This window comes from Burkholderia sp. Ac-20353 (genome assembly GCF_017104785.1).
Classification (GTDB): Bacteria; Pseudomonadota; Gammaproteobacteria; order Burkholderiales; family Burkholderiaceae; genus Burkholderia.
This window is the reverse complement of the sequence record NZ_JAAGPL010000092.1, coordinates 15,903-31,903: the sequence shown is the minus strand read 5'-3', so window position 1 is coordinate 31,903 and position 16,001 is coordinate 15,903. Positions and strand designations below refer to the sequence as shown.

The following is a 16,001-nucleotide window of genomic DNA, read 5'->3' as shown; positions in this document are numbered from 1 at the left end:
GTTGAGCGTCAGGTTGAGGATCGCGTTCTCGAGCTGGCCGCGATCGACGTTCACCCACAACGTGCCGGCGGCCGGCTCCAGCACGACCGTCACCCGCTGCCCCGCCGAATATTCGACGAGGTCGAGCATCTCCGCGAGCATCCCCCGCACCGACACGCGTTCGGCCTGCAGCGGCTGGCGCCGCGCGAACGCGAGCAGCCGCCGCGTGAGCCGCGACGCGCGCTCGGCCGCGCGGCGCGCCCGCTCGGCCATCGTCTGCGCGTCGTGCTGCCCGTCGAGCCGCGGCAGCAGCAGCTCCAGGTTGCCGAGGATCGCGACGAGGAAGTTGTTGAAATCGTGCGCGACGCCGCCCGTCAGCTGGCCGAGCACGTCCATCTTCTGCGCCTGGCGCAACTCGGCCTCGACCGCGCGCCGGCTCGTCAGGTCGCGGCAGACCGCGACCCAGCCGCCGTCCGGCAGCGGCTGGCAGTGGAATTCGAGGATCCGCCGGTCGCCGAGATGCAGTTCGGCCGACGCGGCAATGCGCGCGCCGTCCGACGTGCGGGTCGCGGTCTCGCGCGACACCTGGCGCCAGCGTGCGCGCGGGCTTACCGCCTGTCGCAGCGCCGCGAGCGGCAGGCCCGCCTGCAGCGTCGCGGCGTCGATGTCGAGCAGCGTCGCGAAGGTCGGATTCCACTCGATCAGCCTGCCGTGCGTATCATGGACGGACACGCCGTCGTTCATCGAGTTGAGCACGGATTCCTGCAGGCGGCGCTGCAACTCGAGCCCCTGGGTCAGTTGCTCCTTCTCGAGCAGGTTCGTGCGGAACACCTCGAACGCGCGCGCAAGCTCGCCGATTTCGTCGGGCCGGTGCGTCGACGGCATCCGGTCCGACGTGATCCCGTTCGCCAGACGTGCCATCACGCGCGTCATCGCCTGCAGCTTCTGCAGGATGCGGCTCGCGTACGCGACGCCGAGCAGCGCGACCACCACCCCCGCGATGGCCAGCAACAGCAGGCCCGACTGGCTGGAGACCGCGACCTTGCGCACCTTGTCGCTGCGCTCGCTGGCGATCTGCCGCAGGCGCTCGACATAGCGCGCGGACTTGCCGCTCAGGTGGTCCGCGTGACCGCGCAGCAGCGTGACGAGATAGCCCGTCTGCGCTTCGCTCGACAGGAACTCGCGGCGCACCGCGAACACGCTGCGCGCGCCGGCGTCGAGCCGCTCGAGCGCGGCGGCGAGCACCGGCTGGCGGCGGTCCTCGCCGCGTTCGCGCGCGCGCAGCCACAGCGCCTCGTTGTCGCTTTCCGCGCTGCCGAGCTCGGCCGCGTTGGCCGCCTGTAACGCGCCGGCCGTGCGTGCCCAGATCTCGAGCAGCGTTGGCGCCTGCTGCGCGAGCAGGCCCTTCTCGCGGGCGATATCGTCGCCGATGCGATCGTTCGCGACGCGCAGCTCGCCCAGCTCTTCCTTCAGCTGCCGCTGCCGGCCCGATACGATCAAGAGCCGCGCGAGATCCTGGTCGACCGCGTCGAGATCGTCGATCACCGCGAGCTGCTCGCCGCCCTTCGTGGCGGGCCCGGCCAGCTTGCCGAAGCCGGGCGACAGGCGCCGAATGTCGCCGAGCAGCCCGCGCAGCAGCTCGGTATCGCTGTGCAGCAGGTCCGGCGAATCGGTCAGCATCATGCTCGGCGCGACCGCAGCGAGCTGCGCGACCTTGTCCGACAGCTCGAGCGCGCGCGCGATCTCCGGCACCACGTTCGCCTCGTATTCGTCGAGCGCATTCTGGTTCGCGCGCATGCCGAGCACGCCGACCACCACGACCGCGAGCGTGATGCCGAACAGCAGCAGGAACGTCGCGATCAGCTTGGCCCGGACACTCCAGGGCGGCAGCAGTTTGAACGTCGTGCGCATCGCGTCACACGCGCACGACGGGCACCGCGAACACATAGCCGACGCCGCGCTGGGTTCGGATGTAGGTCGGCTGCTCGGGGTTCGGCTCGATCTTGCGGCGCAGCCGCAGGATCAGCACGTCGATCGTACGGTCGTAGACGTCGATGCCGAAGCCGCGCGTGTGCTCGAGCAACTGGTCGCGCGACCAGACGCGCGACGGCTGCTGCACCATCGCGGCGAGCAGTTCGAACTCGCCCTGCGTCAGCGCGCACGGGCCGCCGTCGCGAGTCAGCGTGCGCGCGGACAGGTCCATCGTCCAGCCGTCGAAGCAGAAGCGCGGGCCGGCGCCGGTCGACGCGGGGCGCGGCATCGACAGCTCGGTCGTGCGCCGCAGTTGCGCGCGCACGCGCGCGATCAGCTCGCGCCCGGAGAACGGCTTCGTGACGAAATCGTCGGCCGCGGTCTCGAGGCCGAGTACGCGGTCCGTCTCGTCGCCGAGGCCGCTGATCATGATGATCGACACGTCGGAGCGCCGCCGCAGCTCGCGCGCGACCGTCAGGCCGTCCTCGCCGCGCAGCTTCAGGTCGAGTATGACGAGCGCGTGCGGCGCGGCCGCCAGCTGCTGCTGCATCTGCGCGGCGCTGTCGGCCGCCGACACGTCGAAGCCGGCCTCTTCCAGCACGCCCTTCAGCCAGGCGCGCACTTCCGGATCGTCGTCCAGTACCAGGATTCGGTGTTTTTCTGACATGCGTGTTCTCCTCCATGCCGGTCGCGGGCGCCGATCCGGTCGGCCGCCGGGTGCGAACGGGCATCTTCTGTCGGTATGTGGCCGGCTGCGGTTGCATTCGCAGTCGCGCCGGAAGCGAATGTTGGCCGATCCGGGCCGAACCTGGCAAGGTCTCGCGCACACGAGCCGGAAGGAGGACGGCCGGTCGCGGCAATGATCGGACGTAAATCGGGTGCGTATCGGGTGCGTATCGGGCGCGCTTCGGGCGCGCTTCGGGCGCGCTTCGGGCGCGCTTCGGGCGCGCGATTCTAGCGCCGCAAAATCCCGCCGGATACAGGCGGCGACTGGTGAATACCCTGCACCGGGAAACGGGAACCACCCGGCCAACGGAATCAATGCGGCCCTTTCAATGCGCCTGCAGAAAACGCGTGGGCATCGCGCATTGCCAATTCACGCTTGTGATTGCCGACACCGAATGCTGCTTTACCCCGCCAATTGCGTGCTCGCGCTAACGCGGCGCAGCCGAATTACGTCGTAACGCCGATCGCACCGCGTCTCAGCCATTGCCGATCGAGCAAGAACAATTCCGATGCGAATTGCCGGCATTGCGTGTTGACCTGCGCAGCAAAACCTCGACAGCAAACGGAGATGGCGCCTCTTCGTCACTTCATCCGACGAAACGTTTTCATTGCTTCTATCCCCGATATTTCGTCGAGAAATCCATAAATAAACCGGTTTTACGCATTGGCCAGATTTCGGCTTTCTTTGCGACCACACACACCAGAAATCCCCGCCGCCATACGCACGCCAGCCGCGCAATCAGGCAATCCAATCCGCACATCCGCCGAGTGGGCGCGCGCAACAATGGCAATGCCGCGCGACCCGAGGCCATGCGGCCGTGTTGCATTCGCATGGATCAGGTACGCGTCGGTTTGACCAACGCAAACCACTTTCACCGAGGACCCATCCATGCAACTCCTGACACACCCCGCATGCCGGCCGTTTTACGAAGCCGGCGAACTGACGCAGCTGCAGGCGTTCTATGAAGAAGGCCGCAACGTCATGTGGATGATGCTTCGCTCCGAACCGAGGCCGTGCTTCAATCAGCAGCTCGTCACCGACATCATTCATCTTGCGCGTGTCGCCCGCGAATCCGGGCTGACGTTCGACTTCTGGGTGACGGGCTCGCTCGTTCCCGAGCTGTTCAACGTCGGCGGCGACCTGAGCTTCTTCGTCGACGCGATCCGCAGCGGCAGGCGCGATCAGCTGATGGCCTACGCGCGCTCGTGCATCGACGGTGTCTACGAGATCTACACGGGCTTCGGCACCGGTGCGATCTCGATCGCGATGGTCGAGGGGAGCGCGCTCGGTGGTGGCTTCGAGGCCGCGCTCGCACATCACTACGTGCTCGCGCAGAAAGGCGTGAAGCTCGGCTTCCCCGAGATTGCGTTCAACCTGTTCCCGGGAATGGGCGGCTATTCGCTGGTCGCGCGCAAGGCGCACCGGCGCGTCGCGGAGGACCTGATCGCGAGCGGCGAGCCGCACGTCGCCGAGTGGTATGCGGATCACGGGCTCGTCGACCAGGCATTCGAGCCCGGCGACGCGTATCTCGCGACGCGCACGTTCATCGACGTGCTGCGGCCGAAGCTGAACGGCGTGCGCGCGATGCTGCGCGCGCGTCAGCGCGTGTTCCCGCTGTCGCGCGCCGAGCTGATGGACATCACCGAGGATTGGGTACGCGCGGCGTTCACGATCGAGCCGAAGGATCTCGCGTACATGGAACGCCTCGTGATGCTGCAGAACCGCCGCGTGTCGAAGCTGAGAACGGTGACGTGATGGTGACGTGATGGTGCCGCGATAGCGATGCGATCGTGCCGCGACGGCGACCTGATCCCGGCCGTCGCCCTCTGACTGCATCGCATGACCGGAAAGTTCAGGCGATGAGCCTGAACTTTCTCTTTTCCGCGAGCCACGCCTCGAACGCGTGTGCGGCCATCGGGCGCGCGTAGTAATAGCCCTGCGCCTGCTCGACGTCGATCTGCTTGAGGAACTCGGCCTCCGCGTGCGTCTCGACACCTTCGGCGACCACCGAGAAATTCAGTGCGCGCGCGAGCGACACCACGGAACTCACGAGCGCCTGCGAGCGCGGATTGCGATCGATCCCGGTGATGAAGCTGCGGTCGAGCTTGATCGCGTCGAGCGGCAGCCGCGACAGTTGCGACAACGACGAATAGCCGGTGCCGAAATCGTCGAGATGAATCTCCGCGCCGAGCTGGCGGAACTGCTTCATCAGGCCGAGCGCCGCGTCCTCGTCCTCGATGAAGCAGCTCTCGGTGAGCTCGATGTCGATCAGGCCCGGCTTCAGGCCCACGTCGTCGAGTATCGTCGCGAACTGGTGCACGATGTTCATGTCCTGAAGCTGGCGCGCCGACACGTTCACCGCGATGCGCGTCGCAAGCCCCTTCGCCTTCCATGCGGCCGCCTGCGCGGCGGCCGTGCGCATCACCCAGCGGCCGAGCGGCGCGATCAGCCCCGATTCCTCGGCGAACTCGATGAATTCCATCGGCGCGACGAGCCCGCGATCCGGCGACTGCCAGCGCACCAGCGCCTCGACGCCGAGCACGTCGCCTGTCGCCATGTCGACGACCGGCTGGTAATGCAGCACGAACTGCTCGTCTTCCAGCGACTTGCGCAGGTTCGTGTCGAGCCACATGTACTTCGCGACCTTCTGGTTCATCTCCAGCATGAACACGCGATACGTGTGCTTGCCGGCTTCCTTCGCGACGTACATCGCGGTATCCGCGCTGCGGATCAGCGTTTCGAGCGTGGTGCCGTGCTGCGGATACATCGCGATGCCGATCGAGCAGCTCGTGTAGACCTCCATCAACCCGAGATGGATCGGCGTGCGCAGCCGGTCGAGAATGACCTGCGCGGTCGCTTCGAGCATCGGACGCGAACCGTGTTCGAACAGCACGAGGAACTCGTCGCCGCCGAGCCGCGCGAGCGTCGCGCCGGTCGGCAGGCAGCCGTTGATGATCGCCGATACGTCCTGCAGCAGCCGGTCGCCGACGACGTGCCCGTAGTGATCGTTGACGCGCTTGAAGTTGTCGAGGTCGAGGAACAGGATGCCGACCTGGCGCAGCGTGTCGCCGTCGCCGGCGGCGAGCACCGCCTTGATCTGCTCGCTGATCGCGTGGCGGTTCGGCAGCCCGGTGAGCACGTCGGTGTTCGCAAGCTCGGTGAGCCGCCGCTGCGCGTTGCGCTCCTCGGTGATGTCGATGCCCGAGCAGATCAGGAACTGCTCGTCGACGCCGCTGCCGCTCTTCACGAACTTGTTTCGGAACTCGAACAGACGCGGGCCGTTCACCGTGTTGATGTAGCGCTCGACCGAGAACGGCTTGTTGCTCGCGAAGAAGCCGGTGACGTTGCTGCGCGATTGCGCGCCCTCGTCCACGCTCATGAACAGCTCGAACGCGCTGCGCCCGATCACGTCGACTTCGCGCTTGCCGGTCACTTCCTCGCACAGCCGGTTGAAGCGCTGCACGATGCCGTTGCGATCGAGGATCACGACGAGCGAATTGACCTCGGAGACGACCTGCTCCGCGAATGCGAGGCCGTGCGCGAGATCTTCCGCGACGGACGCCGTATCCGAATACGCGGACGCGGTGCCGGCCCAGTCACTCGTGTTGAGTTTCCTGCCGACGAGATGGAAGCGGACCGCGCGGCCGAAAAGTGCGAGGTCGAGCACGAGATGGGACGTCGCGCCGGTGAGCGCACGAATCTGCGCGGCCTGCTCGGCGCTCAGCGCGACGCTGACGTTGGTCATGCCGCGGACGGCGGCAAGCTCGAGCGCGTTGCTGTCGCTGCCCAGACGCCAACATGGGCTGCGCGTGCCGAAGTGCGCCTCGATTACCGCGCTATCGTTTTCGTCATCCATGGGCGAGCCCCGACCAAAAAAACCGCTAAGTGTAGACGGAGGCGCCTGGTTTCGGCCGCGCCGTACGGCGTTTCCGGGTATCCGGTCGCGCTTGCTTACGGACCTCGCCTCGCTCTTCGTGCCCGACTGCCCCGATCCGGCGTTCGCGCAGCGCGCGCCCGGATTCCGCCTGAAGAATGATGGCTCATCTTATCAAATGAAGGACGCGAATTGCACACACAATTTCAAATGGGTGTCAAGCAATTGAGCGACCGGCCGGTATTGCCATCTTTTGGTCGATCCATCGAAACAAACCCGAATGCGGATTGCGCGGCGGTATCGGTTTCGGTCAGGAAAATTTTGCATCCCGAATTCATGGCTCCACGCGTTCTGCAGCAATTTTTGCAGCACTCGTCATTTTCAGACACGTGATTTACCGCCATTACAATGCGCTCGCCGTCATGGATGAAAAGTCTTTCCAATCGTGACACTGATTGAATGAGCGGCGTCGCGCGCTCAGCCATGCGCGGCCGCGGCGTCCTCGCCTTCGACAGCCAGGCTCTTGGCCAGCACGCGTGGAATCTCGTCGACGAGCGCATCGATCGCGACCCGCACCTTCGACGGAACGTGCCGCGACTTCGGCCGCACCGCGAACACCTCCGGGCCGCCCACGCGGTTGCTGTCCATCACGAGTTCGAGCCGGCCGTCGCGCAGATACGGCGTCATCAGCCAGCACGGCAGCCACGCGAGCCCCCCTCCGGCCGCGGCGGCGTCCGCGATCGCCTGCAGATCGTCGAGCCGCAAGCGCCCGTTCGCCCGATACTCGCACGCGTCGCCGTCCGCGCCGACGAGCCGCCACGGCGTGACCTGCCCGCCGCGCACATACGCGATGCCGATATGCGACGCCAGATCGGCGAACCCCGCCGGACGCCCGTGCCGCGCCAGATAGGCAGGCGACGCGCAGATGCCCATCATCTGCACGCCGAGCTGGCGGCCGACCAGCGCCGTCGTGTCCGCGAGCGGGCCGACGCGCACCGCGATGTCGAAGCCGTCGTTGACGAGATCCGCGATGCGATCGCTGAACGAGATCTCGACTTCGAGCAGCGGATGACGCTCGACCAGCCGCTGCATGACCGGCGCGACGCACTGCCGGCCGAACAGCACGGGCGCGCTGATGCGCAGGCGCCCGGACGGCTCGTGGCGGCCCGCGTCTAGCGCGGCTTCGGTCTCGCCGAGCTCGGCCAGCAGCCGGCGGCATTGCTCGTAGTACAGCAGCCCTTCGTCGGTCAGGCTCAGATGGCGCGTCGTGCGCTGCAGCAGCCGCACGCCGAGCCGCCGCTCGAGCCGCGCGACGATCTTCGCGACGGCCGAGCGCGTCACGCCGATCCGCAGCGCCGCCGCCGCGAAGCTGCCCGCTTCCACGACGTCGACGAATTCGGCGATGCCACCCAGGCGATCCTCCATGTGCTTCCCCTTCTGATGGATTTGTTTCCATGATGGCGACAGTTAGTGGCCGAAGTCTCGCCAATGCGTCCCCGCAAGCAACACTATCATAGGCCCGTCCATCACCAACGGGAGTCGACATGCAGGCATGGCAACAAAAACCCGGCGCAGGCCTCGCCGGATTGAAGCGTATCGACGCGCCGCGTCCTTCGGCCGGCCCGAACGACGTCATCGTGAAGGTTCATTCGGCATCGCTGAATTTTCGCGACCTGATGTTCGCGCGCGGCGACTATATGGGCATCGGCGATGCGCCGCTGATCCCCGTCGCAGACGGCGCGGGCGAAGTCGTCGAAATCGGCCGCGACGTCACGCGTTTCAAGCCCGGCGATCGCGTGATCAACACCTACTTCCCGCGCTGGATCGACGGCCCGCCGACGCCGGCGAAGGCTTCAGGATCGCCCGGCGCGCAGTTCGACGGCGTGCTCGCCGAGTATTTCGTGTCGGACGAGAACGCGCTCGTCGCGATCCCCGCGCATCTCGACTACGACGAAGCGTCGACGCTGTCGTGCGCGGGCATCACCGCGTGGAACGCGCTGTTCGGCGACGGCGGCACGGCGCCCGGCTCGACCGTCGTGCTGCTCGGCACAGGTGGCGTGTCGATCGTCGCGCTGCAGCTCGCGCATGCGGCCGGCCTGCGCACGATCATCACGTCGTCGAGCGACGCGAAGCTCGAACGCGCACGCCAGCTCGGCGCCGACGCGACGATCAACTATCGCGCGACACCGGAATGGCAGCACGAAGTGCTGCGGCTCACCGGCGGCGCCGGCGCGGACATCGTCGTCGAGGTCGGCGGGCGGGACACGCTGCCGCGCTCGGTCGCCGCAACGAAAATGGGCGGCGTCGTGTCGGTGATCGGCGGCCTCAGCAGCTTCGCGGGGCCGGAACTCGGCCTGCTGTCGCTGATCGGCGGCATCCGGCGGCTGCAGGGCATCATGGTCGGCAGCCGTGCGACGCTCGACGCGGTGGCCGGGCTCGTCGACGCGCGCCGGATCAAGCCGGTCGTTGATCGCGTGTTCGGCTTCGACGACGCGCCGGATGCGTATGAATACCTGAAGTCGGGACAGCACTTCGGGAAGGTCGTAATCCGCGTCGCGCAGTAACGCGACCGGCCGGAACAAGGGCGGGGGTGGGGGGCGAGGCCCGGGGCTGCGTCCCGCCCCCGTTCGCTCAGAACTTGTGCCGGATCCCCGCGTGCACCATCAACTGCTTCGACGTCGACGACAGATCGGCCGCGCCCGGGACGTACGCCTGGTCGAGCGACGAACCGGTCGCGTCGCCGGCGACCTTCTGGTACGCGCCCATCAGATACACGTCGGTGCGCTTCGACAGGTTGTAATCGGCCATCAGCCCGACCGAATGGATCTTCGGCTTCGCGTTGCCGGTCGTCGCATCGTAGCGGACGGTCGTGTACACGTACTGCGCGCCGACGAAGCACGCGGGCGTGAGTTGGTACTTGCCGTTCACTTCGAAGTTCTGGTACTTGATCGCGGTCACGGTTCCGCCCGCGAGCGGCCCCGTGACCGGCTGGATCGTCTCGTCGCCGAACAGGTAGCCGACGTTCGCGCTCGGCCGGCTCACGTTGCTGTTCGTGTACGCGAACCCGACCGTCGCGGGCCCGGCCGTGTAGTTGATGCCCGCGCCGAAGATCCGCAGCCGCGACGACACGAAGTTCGCATCGGCTCCGACCGATCCCGCGCCCGCGATCGCGCCGCCTGACGTCGCACCGGGGTTGTTCGCGTTCAGGAACGCAGCGCCGACGAGCAGCCCGCCGTTCTCGTACTGCGCGCCGACGCTCCATTGGCGGTTGTTCGCAAAGTTCGTGTCGTTGCTGAAGCTGTACGTGCCGCCGAACGAGAACCCGGAGAAATCCGGGCTCGCATACTTGACCGTGTTGTTCACGCGGAACGTGTTGCCGGTGTTGTCGTTGTCGAACGGATGCGAGAACGGATAGACGCCCCAGCTGCCGTTCGCGGTCGTCGGCGCGAGATAGTCGACGACGGAATCGTATTGCCGCCCGAACGTCAGCGTGCCGAAGCGCGTGCTGCCAATACCCACGTAGGCCTGCCGGCCGAATTCGCGGCCACCTTGCGCGAGCGTGCCGCTCGTCACGTTGAAGCCGTTCTCGAGCTGAAACAGCGCGCTATAGCCGCCGCCCAGATCCTCGGTGCCCTTCAGGCCCCAGCGGCTGCCCTGTGCGAATCCGCTCGCCATCTGCCACGCGCTGTGGCCGCCGACGTTGTTCGTATAGTCGATGCCCGCGTCGATGAGCCCGTACAGCGTGACGTTGCTCTGTGCAAACGCGAACGCGGGCGCCGCGCACAGCGCCGGCATGATGAACCGAATCGATCTCCACTTCATTTGCTATCCTTATTGATTATGTGTCGCGCGCACCGCGTCGGCGCGCCGGAACGTGCCCGTCACTTCGCGCCGTAGATGTCGAAGTCGAAATACTTCCGGTTGATGCGCGCATACGTGCCGTTCGCGAGGATCGTCGCGAGCGCGCGGTTGAACGCTTCGCGCAGGTCGGCATCCTGCTTGCGCAGCCCGAGCCCGTCGCCCTGGCCGAAGAATTTCGGGTCGCCGATCGGCGCGCCGGCGAACGTGAAGTCCTTGCCCTGCGGCTTCTTCAGGAAGCCGTCGCTGGCCGCGATCGATGCCTGGAACGCTGCATCGAGCCGGCCCGTCACGAGATCGGCGTACACCTGGTCCTGGTTCTGGTACGACACGATCTGCGCACCGGCCTGCTGCCAGTTCGCGATCGCATAGTCGGCCTGTGCCGACCCCTGCTCGACGCCGACCCGCTTGCCCTTCAGCGCGTCGGCGCTCGGCAGCAGCGGCGAGCCCTTGCGCACGACGAGGCGCGCCGGCGCGTTCGAGATCCGGTTCGTGAACGCGATCTGCTGCATCCGTTTCGGCGTGATCGTCATCGACGACGCGATCACGTCGAACTTGCGCGCGAGCAGGCCCGGAATCATCCCGTCGAAGCTCGACTCGACCCATACGCAGCGCGCGTGGAGTTCCGCGCACAACGCGTTCGTGATGTCGATACCGAAGCCGGCCAGCGTGCCGTCCGGCAGCTTGTATTCGAGCGGCGGATAGGTCGGATCGACCGCCAGCCGGATCTCCTTGCCCGTCCAGTCGCCGGCATGCACCGACCCTGCCGCCAGCACAACCGCGAGCGCCGCCATCCACTGTTTCATCGTGTGTCTCCTTGTGTGATCTGAAGTAAACCGAAGTAAACCGAAATGAACCGAAATCGTCGCGGCGTCCGGCGCCGCCCCGCCCGCTTTCCGCGCACCGCGCGTCAGCGGAGAAACCGTTCCGCCAGCGCGACCCAGTAGCTCGCGCCGATCGCGATGCACGTGTCGTTGAAGTCATAGCCGGGGTTGTGCAGCGCGCAACCGGCCGCACCATCGCCGTTGCCCACGCCATTGCCAATAGACAGGTAGCTGCCCGGACACGCGTTCAGCATGAACGCGAAGTCCTCGCTCGCGGCGATCGGCTGCAGATGGTCGATCACCGCAGCGTCGCCGCCCCAGTCGTGCGCGACCTGCCGCGCGAACGCCGTTTCCGCCGCGTGATTGACGAGCACCGGATAGCCGAGACGGTAGTCGATCTCGGCCGTCGCGCCGTAGCTCGCGGCCTGCCCCGCGACCGTCTCGCGGATGCGCCGTTCGAGCAGCGCGCGCACGTCAGGCGACAGCGCGCGCACGCTCAACTCGAGCTCCGCGTGCGGCGGAATCACGTTCGACGCGGTGCCCGCATGGATTGTCCCTGCTGTGATGATTGCGAGATCCTGCGGGTTCACGTTGCGCGACACGATCGTCTGCAGCGCCATCACGATCGACGCGCAGACGACAACCGGATCGACGGCCGCATGCGGCACCGCACCGTGCCCGCCGCGCCCGGTCACGCGCACGCGCACCTCGTCGGCCGACGCCATGAACGGCCCGTCGCAGAAGCCCAGCTTGCCCGCGGGCAGGCCCGGCACGTTGTGCATCGCGAAGATCGCGTCGCACGGAAACTGCTCGAACAGCCCGTCGTCGATCATCCGCTTCGCGCCGCCAAGTCCTTCCTCGGCCGGCTGGAAAATCAGGTTCAGCGTGCCATGGAACCGCTCGCGTTCCGCGACGCAACGCGCGGCCGCGAGCAGCATCGCCGTATGGCCGTCGTGCCCGCACGCGTGCATCACGCCGTCGATCCGGCTCGCATACGGCAGCCCGGTCGTCTCGCGGATCGGCAGCGCGTCCATGTCCGCGCGCAGGCCGAGCCGGCGCCCCGCGCCGCGCGTCAGCGTGCCGACCACGCCCGTGCCGCCGAGGCCGCGCGTCACCCGATAACCCCATGTTGTCAGGCATTCGGCCACCAGCTCGCTCGTCGCATGCTCGTCGTAACCGAGCTCCGGGTGCGCGTGCAGCCGCTGGCGCAGCGCGATCATCTCTGCTTCGATGGCCGCCACTTCGGGCAGGATACGTTCATGGTCCAACGCCGATACTCCTCGATTCCATCATTCGATCGATCGCCAGGACGGCGAATCGTGACGGGATCGTATGCGGCTGAAATCCGGCGGAACAGTCCCGGTTTCGTTATGATGACAACTTCTTGTTGTCAGGTATCTCCCCATGAAGCTGCATCAGTTGCAGGCGCTCGTCGCGAGCGCGGAGGCGGGAAGCATTCGCGGCGCGGCGCGCGCGCTGGGGCTGTCGCAGGCGGCCGTCACGCGGGCACTGCGCGAGCTGGAGGCGAGCGAGCGCCTGCCGCTGCTCGTCCGCGCGCCGGAAGGGATCGGTTTCACCGACTACGGCCGCGCGCTGCTCACGCACGCGAAGCTCGTGCTCAAGCAACTCGAACACGCGCAAAGCGATCTCGCGAAAATGCGTGGCCGCATCGAAGGACGCCTGAGCGTCGGCGTCACGCCGTGGCTCACGCTGACGTTTCTCGCGGAGACGGTGCTGCTGTTCCGCGAGCGGATGCCCGACGTGCGCCTCGAACTGTATGAAGGATTGATGGCCGTCGCGCAGCCGCTGCTGCGCGACGGCAGCATGGATTTCGCGCTTGGCCAGGTGCAGCCGGGGGTCGCCGCGCAGGAGTTCGCGTGCGAGCCGGTGCTGACCTACGAGACGTCGGTGATGGTGCGCGCCGGCCATCCGCGCGAGCGGGCTCTCTCGATCCACGACCTGCTCGACCAGGACTGGGTGCTGAACTTCGCGCCCGACGGCCAGGCCGCGCTCGTCGATTACCTGTTCACGCGCCACGGCGCGCAGATCGACGAGCGGCGCATCGTCCGCGCGCAATCGGTCGCGATGCTGCAGACGATGCTCGAACAGGCCGACATGTGCACATGGTGCCCGACGATCCTGAGCGTCGTGCCGCCATTCGGCGACCGGATGCGCGCGCTGGCGCTGAAGGAGACCTTCGAGCCGCGCGACCTCGGCATCGTCACGCGCCGCAGCAGCACGCTGAGCGACGCGGCGCGCTGCTTCATCGACTGCCTGCTGCTGGTGATCCGGCGTCATGCGCGCTCGGCGCGCAACGAGGATCTTGCGCTGTTCCGCACGCTGACGCTGCTGATCTGATACGGATCGCGGATCGCACATCGCACTGCAGGCGCGGCCGAATCGCACTCGCGCGCGATGCGGCCCCGCGCCGCCCCCAACCGGTCAGATCTTCGCGGTCAACGTCAACCCGACCGTCCGCGGATCACCATACAACACCGGATATGCGCCATACGACGGCAGCAGTTCGAGCTTCTTGTAGACCTTGTTGGTCAGGTTCGTCACGTAGCCCGTCACGATGTACTTCTGGTTCGGCGTCGTGTACGACACATGCGCGTTCAGCACCGTGTAGCCACCCTGCCAGAGCTGCGGCATCGTCTGCCGGGTCGCGCTGAAGTATTCGTGGCTCCGGTAGTTGACGTCCCCGCCCGCCGTCAGCGTGCCGAACGTCAACGGCACCCGATAGTCGAAGCCCGCGTTGATCGTCGTGTGCGGCGAGCGCGCGAACGAGTTGCCGACCGCGGTCGGCACATAGCGGAACTCCGTATAGCGCGTGTTCAGCATCCCGAGGTTCGCGAACAGGTAAAGGCTGTTGACCGGCTGCGCCTTCAGCTCGAGCTCGAAGCCATCCGCGCGCCCCTGCCCCGCGTTCGACAGCGTCGACACGGGCGGCCCGCCGAACGGGTTCGGCGCGAGCGCGAATACCTGGATGTCGCGGTAGTCGTAGTGGAACACGCTCGCGTTGACGATCAGCCGCTTGTCGAACCACTCGCTCTTGATCCCCACCTCGTAGTCGGTCAGGTACTCCGGCGACACGGTCGACACGGTGCTTTGCGTGTACGCGTTGCCGTTGTAGCCACCCGAGCGGAAGCCGCGCGCATAGCGGAAATACGCGCGCACGTTGTCCGCGAGCGCGTATTCGGGCGTGAGGTCCCAGGTCGGCGCGCGCCACGTATTGGTCTGGTTCTGCCGTGCGCTGACCGCGAGCGGCGACGATACCGACGCCGGCGACCACCAGTCGTTCGGATCGCTGAACGTCACGTTGCCCGTGCCCTGCACGCCCGTCAGGTTGATGTTCTTGCGTTCGATCGTGTAGCGCAGCCCGCCCGTCACGTTGAAGCGATCGGTGAAGCGGTACTTGACGCTGCCGAAGATCGCCGCGCTCTGCGTGTGCTGCGTGAGGTCGGTCAGGTGATAGAACGCCGGCGACGGCGAGCCGGGCAAGCCACCGCCCGCGCCCTGCTCGGCCAGTTGCTCGGTAAACAGATGCGTGCCGACGAGCCAGCTCAGCCGGTCGTTCTGCGGCGATTCGAGCCGGAATTCCTGCGAGAACTGGCGGCTCGACAGCCGGTCGTGTGAGCGCGCGGCGTCGAACGGCGAATAGTCCTCGTCGTCCTGATACCAGCGGTGCAGCCCTTCGAACGCGGTGATCGACGTCAGCGACAGTGCCGGATTGATCCGCCAGTGCGCGGTCAGCGACGTGCCCCAGGTCGAGATGTGATCGCTCGACGGCGCGTTGAGCGACACCGTATACGGGTCGCTCGACCCGACGAAGCCGAACTGGTTCGCGCCGCCCGGCCCCGCGCCCTGCGCATGCCACGCGTTGCCGCCGCCCGTGTAGTTGCGACCGTGAATGTTGAACAGGAAGTCGGTGTCCGACGTCGGTACGGCCAGCACCTGGAAACGCACCGCGTTGTCGTGGAAGCCGCCGAAGCGGCCTTGCTGAACCGTGTTCGTGTAGAAGCTGTCGGCGTTCTCGTGATACACCGACACGCGCGCGGCAAGTACGTCGTTGTTGCCGATCGGCCCGCCGATCGCGGCTTCCGCAAGCCGGCTGTTGTACTGGCCGATCCCGAGCTTGCCGTAGCCGCTCACGTCGAACGTCGGCTTCTGCGACGTGATGCTGAGCGCGCCGCCGACGGTGTTCTTGCCCCACAGCGTGCCCTGCGGCCCGCGCAGCACTTCGATGCGGTCGAGGTCGAACAGCGGAAAGCCCTGTCCGAACACGCTGTTGATGTAGACGTCGTCGAAGTACACGCCGATCGGGCTCAGCGACAGGTCCGACGGATCGTTGCTGCCGACGCCGCGCAGGAACCAGCGCGGTCGCTCGCGGCCTTCGGTCGACTGCCCGGTGAAATTCGGCACGTACTTCGTCACGTCGTTGACGACGCGCAGTTCGTTCTTTCTGATCGCATCGCCGCCGATCGCGCTCACCGCGACCGGCACGTCCTGGATGCGCTCCTTGCGGCGCCGCGCGGTCACCGTCACCGTGCCGAGATTCGTTACGCGCTCGGCCGCGCCGTGCGTCGTGCGGTCCGCCTGCGGCGCCGCAGCCGCCCCATCGCCCTGTGCCTGCTGCGCCGGCTTCGCGTCCGGCGCGCCCGTTGTCGTCGCGCCGTCTTCCGCCCATGCGGGCAGCGATACGAGTCCGCCCGTCAGCAGTCCCCCCAGCGCGGTGACGATTACTTTTTTCCTGAGCATCGATTAGTCA

12 protein-coding genes are annotated in these 16,001 nt (G+C 66.9%); 3 read left to right on the top strand and 9 right to left on the bottom strand.

Annotated features, from left to right (window positions below; translation table 11 throughout):
• From G3N94_RS24225 to G3N94_RS24215, 3 genes are all read right to left on the bottom strand, one after another.
• On the bottom strand, window positions 1-1,890 hold a 1,890-nt coding region (locus G3N94_RS24225; RefSeq protein ID WP_205795095.1), incomplete at its 3' end, for a PAS-domain containing protein.
• 4 nt (window positions 1,891-1,894) lie between these two features.
• Window positions 1,895-2,617 (bottom strand): response regulator transcription factor, encoded by a 723-nt coding sequence (locus tag G3N94_RS24220; RefSeq protein WP_205795094.1) that lies wholly within the window; start codon window positions 2,615-2,617, stop codon window positions 1,895-1,897.
• Window positions 2,618-3,333: 716 nt separating this feature from the next.
• Complete coding sequence (locus G3N94_RS24215) at window positions 3,334-3,567, bottom strand: hypothetical protein (protein WP_205795093.1); 234 nt, start codon at window positions 3,565-3,567, stop codon at window positions 3,334-3,336.
• On the opposite strand from G3N94_RS24215, the gene G3N94_RS24210 reads away from it, so the two are divergent.
• Window positions 3,566-4,432 carry a crotonase/enoyl-CoA hydratase family protein gene (locus G3N94_RS24210; RefSeq protein WP_205795092.1) on the top strand — a complete coding sequence of 289 codons (867 nt, stop codon included), beginning with the start codon at window positions 3,566-3,568 and terminating at the stop codon, window positions 4,430-4,432. The genes G3N94_RS24215 and G3N94_RS24210 overlap by 2 nt on opposite strands.
• Window positions 4,433-4,529: 97 nt before the next feature.
• Here G3N94_RS24210 and pdeR read toward each other — a convergent pair whose 3' ends face one another.
• Window positions 4,530-6,533 carry a cyclic di-GMP phosphodiesterase gene (gene pdeR / locus G3N94_RS24205; protein WP_205795091.1) on the bottom strand — a complete coding sequence of 668 codons (2,004 nt, stop codon included), beginning with the start codon at window positions 6,531-6,533 and terminating at the stop codon, window positions 4,530-4,532.
• A 495-nt stretch (window positions 6,534-7,028) separates the two neighbouring features.
• Window positions 7,029-7,976 carry a LysR family transcriptional regulator gene (locus G3N94_RS24200; protein WP_205795090.1) on the bottom strand — a complete coding sequence of 316 codons (948 nt, stop codon included), beginning with the start codon at window positions 7,974-7,976 and terminating at the stop codon, window positions 7,029-7,031.
• Window positions 7,977-8,095: 119 nt separating this feature from the next.
• Between G3N94_RS24200 and G3N94_RS24195 the strand changes: the two genes are divergently transcribed.
• A complete protein-coding gene (locus G3N94_RS24195; protein WP_205795089.1) occupies window positions 8,096-9,115 on the top strand; it encodes an NAD(P)-dependent alcohol dehydrogenase in 1,020 nt (339 codons plus the stop codon).
• Window positions 9,116-9,182: 67 nt separating this feature from the next.
• On the opposite strand, the gene G3N94_RS24190 is transcribed toward G3N94_RS24195, so the two are convergent.
• The 3 genes from G3N94_RS24190 to G3N94_RS24180 all read right to left on the bottom strand — a co-directional run bounded on the left by G3N94_RS24190 (window position 9,183) and on the right by G3N94_RS24180 (window position 12,501).
• Entirely contained in the window at window positions 9,183-10,373 is a 1,191-nt protein-coding gene (locus G3N94_RS24190; RefSeq protein WP_205795088.1) for a porin, read from the bottom strand.
• A 59-nt stretch (window positions 10,374-10,432) separates the two neighbouring features.
• On the bottom strand, window positions 10,433-11,215 hold the full coding sequence (locus G3N94_RS24185) for an ABC transporter substrate-binding protein (protein WP_205795087.1): 783 nt from the start codon (window positions 11,213-11,215) through the stop codon (window positions 10,433-10,435).
• Window positions 11,216-11,319: 104 nt separating this feature from the next.
• A complete protein-coding gene (locus G3N94_RS24180) occupies window positions 11,320-12,501 on the bottom strand; it encodes a M20 aminoacylase family protein (protein WP_205795086.1) in 1,182 nt (393 codons plus the stop codon).
• 136 nt (window positions 12,502-12,637) lie between these two features.
• On the opposite strand from G3N94_RS24180, the gene G3N94_RS24175 reads away from it, so the two are divergent.
• Window positions 12,638-13,591 carry a LysR substrate-binding domain-containing protein gene (locus tag G3N94_RS24175; protein ID WP_205795085.1) on the top strand — a complete coding sequence of 318 codons (954 nt, stop codon included), beginning with the start codon at window positions 12,638-12,640 and terminating at the stop codon, window positions 13,589-13,591.
• An 84-nt stretch (window positions 13,592-13,675) separates the two neighbouring features.
• On the opposite strand, the gene G3N94_RS24170 is transcribed toward G3N94_RS24175, so the two are convergent.
• Window positions 13,676-15,991, bottom strand: a complete 2,316-nt coding sequence (locus G3N94_RS24170) for a TonB-dependent receptor (protein WP_205795084.1) — start codon at window positions 15,989-15,991, stop codon at window positions 13,676-13,678.
• Between the last annotated feature and the right edge of the window lie 10 nt (window positions 15,992-16,001).

What these genes read in the sequence shown, in the direction of transcription:
- G3N94_RS24220 (WP_205795094.1), bottom strand. Translation starts at nt 2,617, where the DNA reads ATGTCAGAAAAACACCGAATCCTGGTACTGGACGACGATCCGGAAGTG.
- G3N94_RS24210 (WP_205795092.1), top strand. Translation starts at nt 3,566, where the DNA reads ATGCAACTCCTGACACACCCCGCATGCCGGCCGTTTTACGAAGCCGGC.
- G3N94_RS24215 (WP_205795093.1), bottom strand. Translation starts at nt 3,567, where the DNA reads ATGGATGGGTCCTCGGTGAAAGTGGTTTGCGTTGGTCAAACCGACGCG.
- pdeR (WP_205795091.1), bottom strand. Translation starts at nt 6,533, where the DNA reads ATGGATGACGAAAACGATAGCGCGGTAATCGAGGCGCACTTCGGCACG.
- G3N94_RS24200 (WP_205795090.1), bottom strand. Translation starts at nt 7,976, where the DNA reads ATGGAGGATCGCCTGGGTGGCATCGCCGAATTCGTCGACGTCGTGGAA.
- G3N94_RS24195 (WP_205795089.1), top strand. Translation starts at nt 8,096, where the DNA reads ATGCAGGCATGGCAACAAAAACCCGGCGCAGGCCTCGCCGGATTGAAG.
- G3N94_RS24190 (WP_205795088.1), bottom strand. Translation starts at nt 10,373, where the DNA reads ATGAAGTGGAGATCGATTCGGTTCATCATGCCGGCGCTGTGCGCGGCG.
- G3N94_RS24185 (WP_205795087.1), bottom strand. Translation starts at nt 11,215, where the DNA reads ATGAAACAGTGGATGGCGGCGCTCGCGGTTGTGCTGGCGGCAGGGTCG.
- G3N94_RS24175 (WP_205795085.1), top strand. Translation starts at nt 12,638, where the DNA reads ATGAAGCTGCATCAGTTGCAGGCGCTCGTCGCGAGCGCGGAGGCGGGA.
- G3N94_RS24170 (WP_205795084.1), bottom strand. Translation starts at nt 15,991, where the DNA reads ATGCTCAGGAAAAAAGTAATCGTCACCGCGCTGGGGGGACTGCTGACG.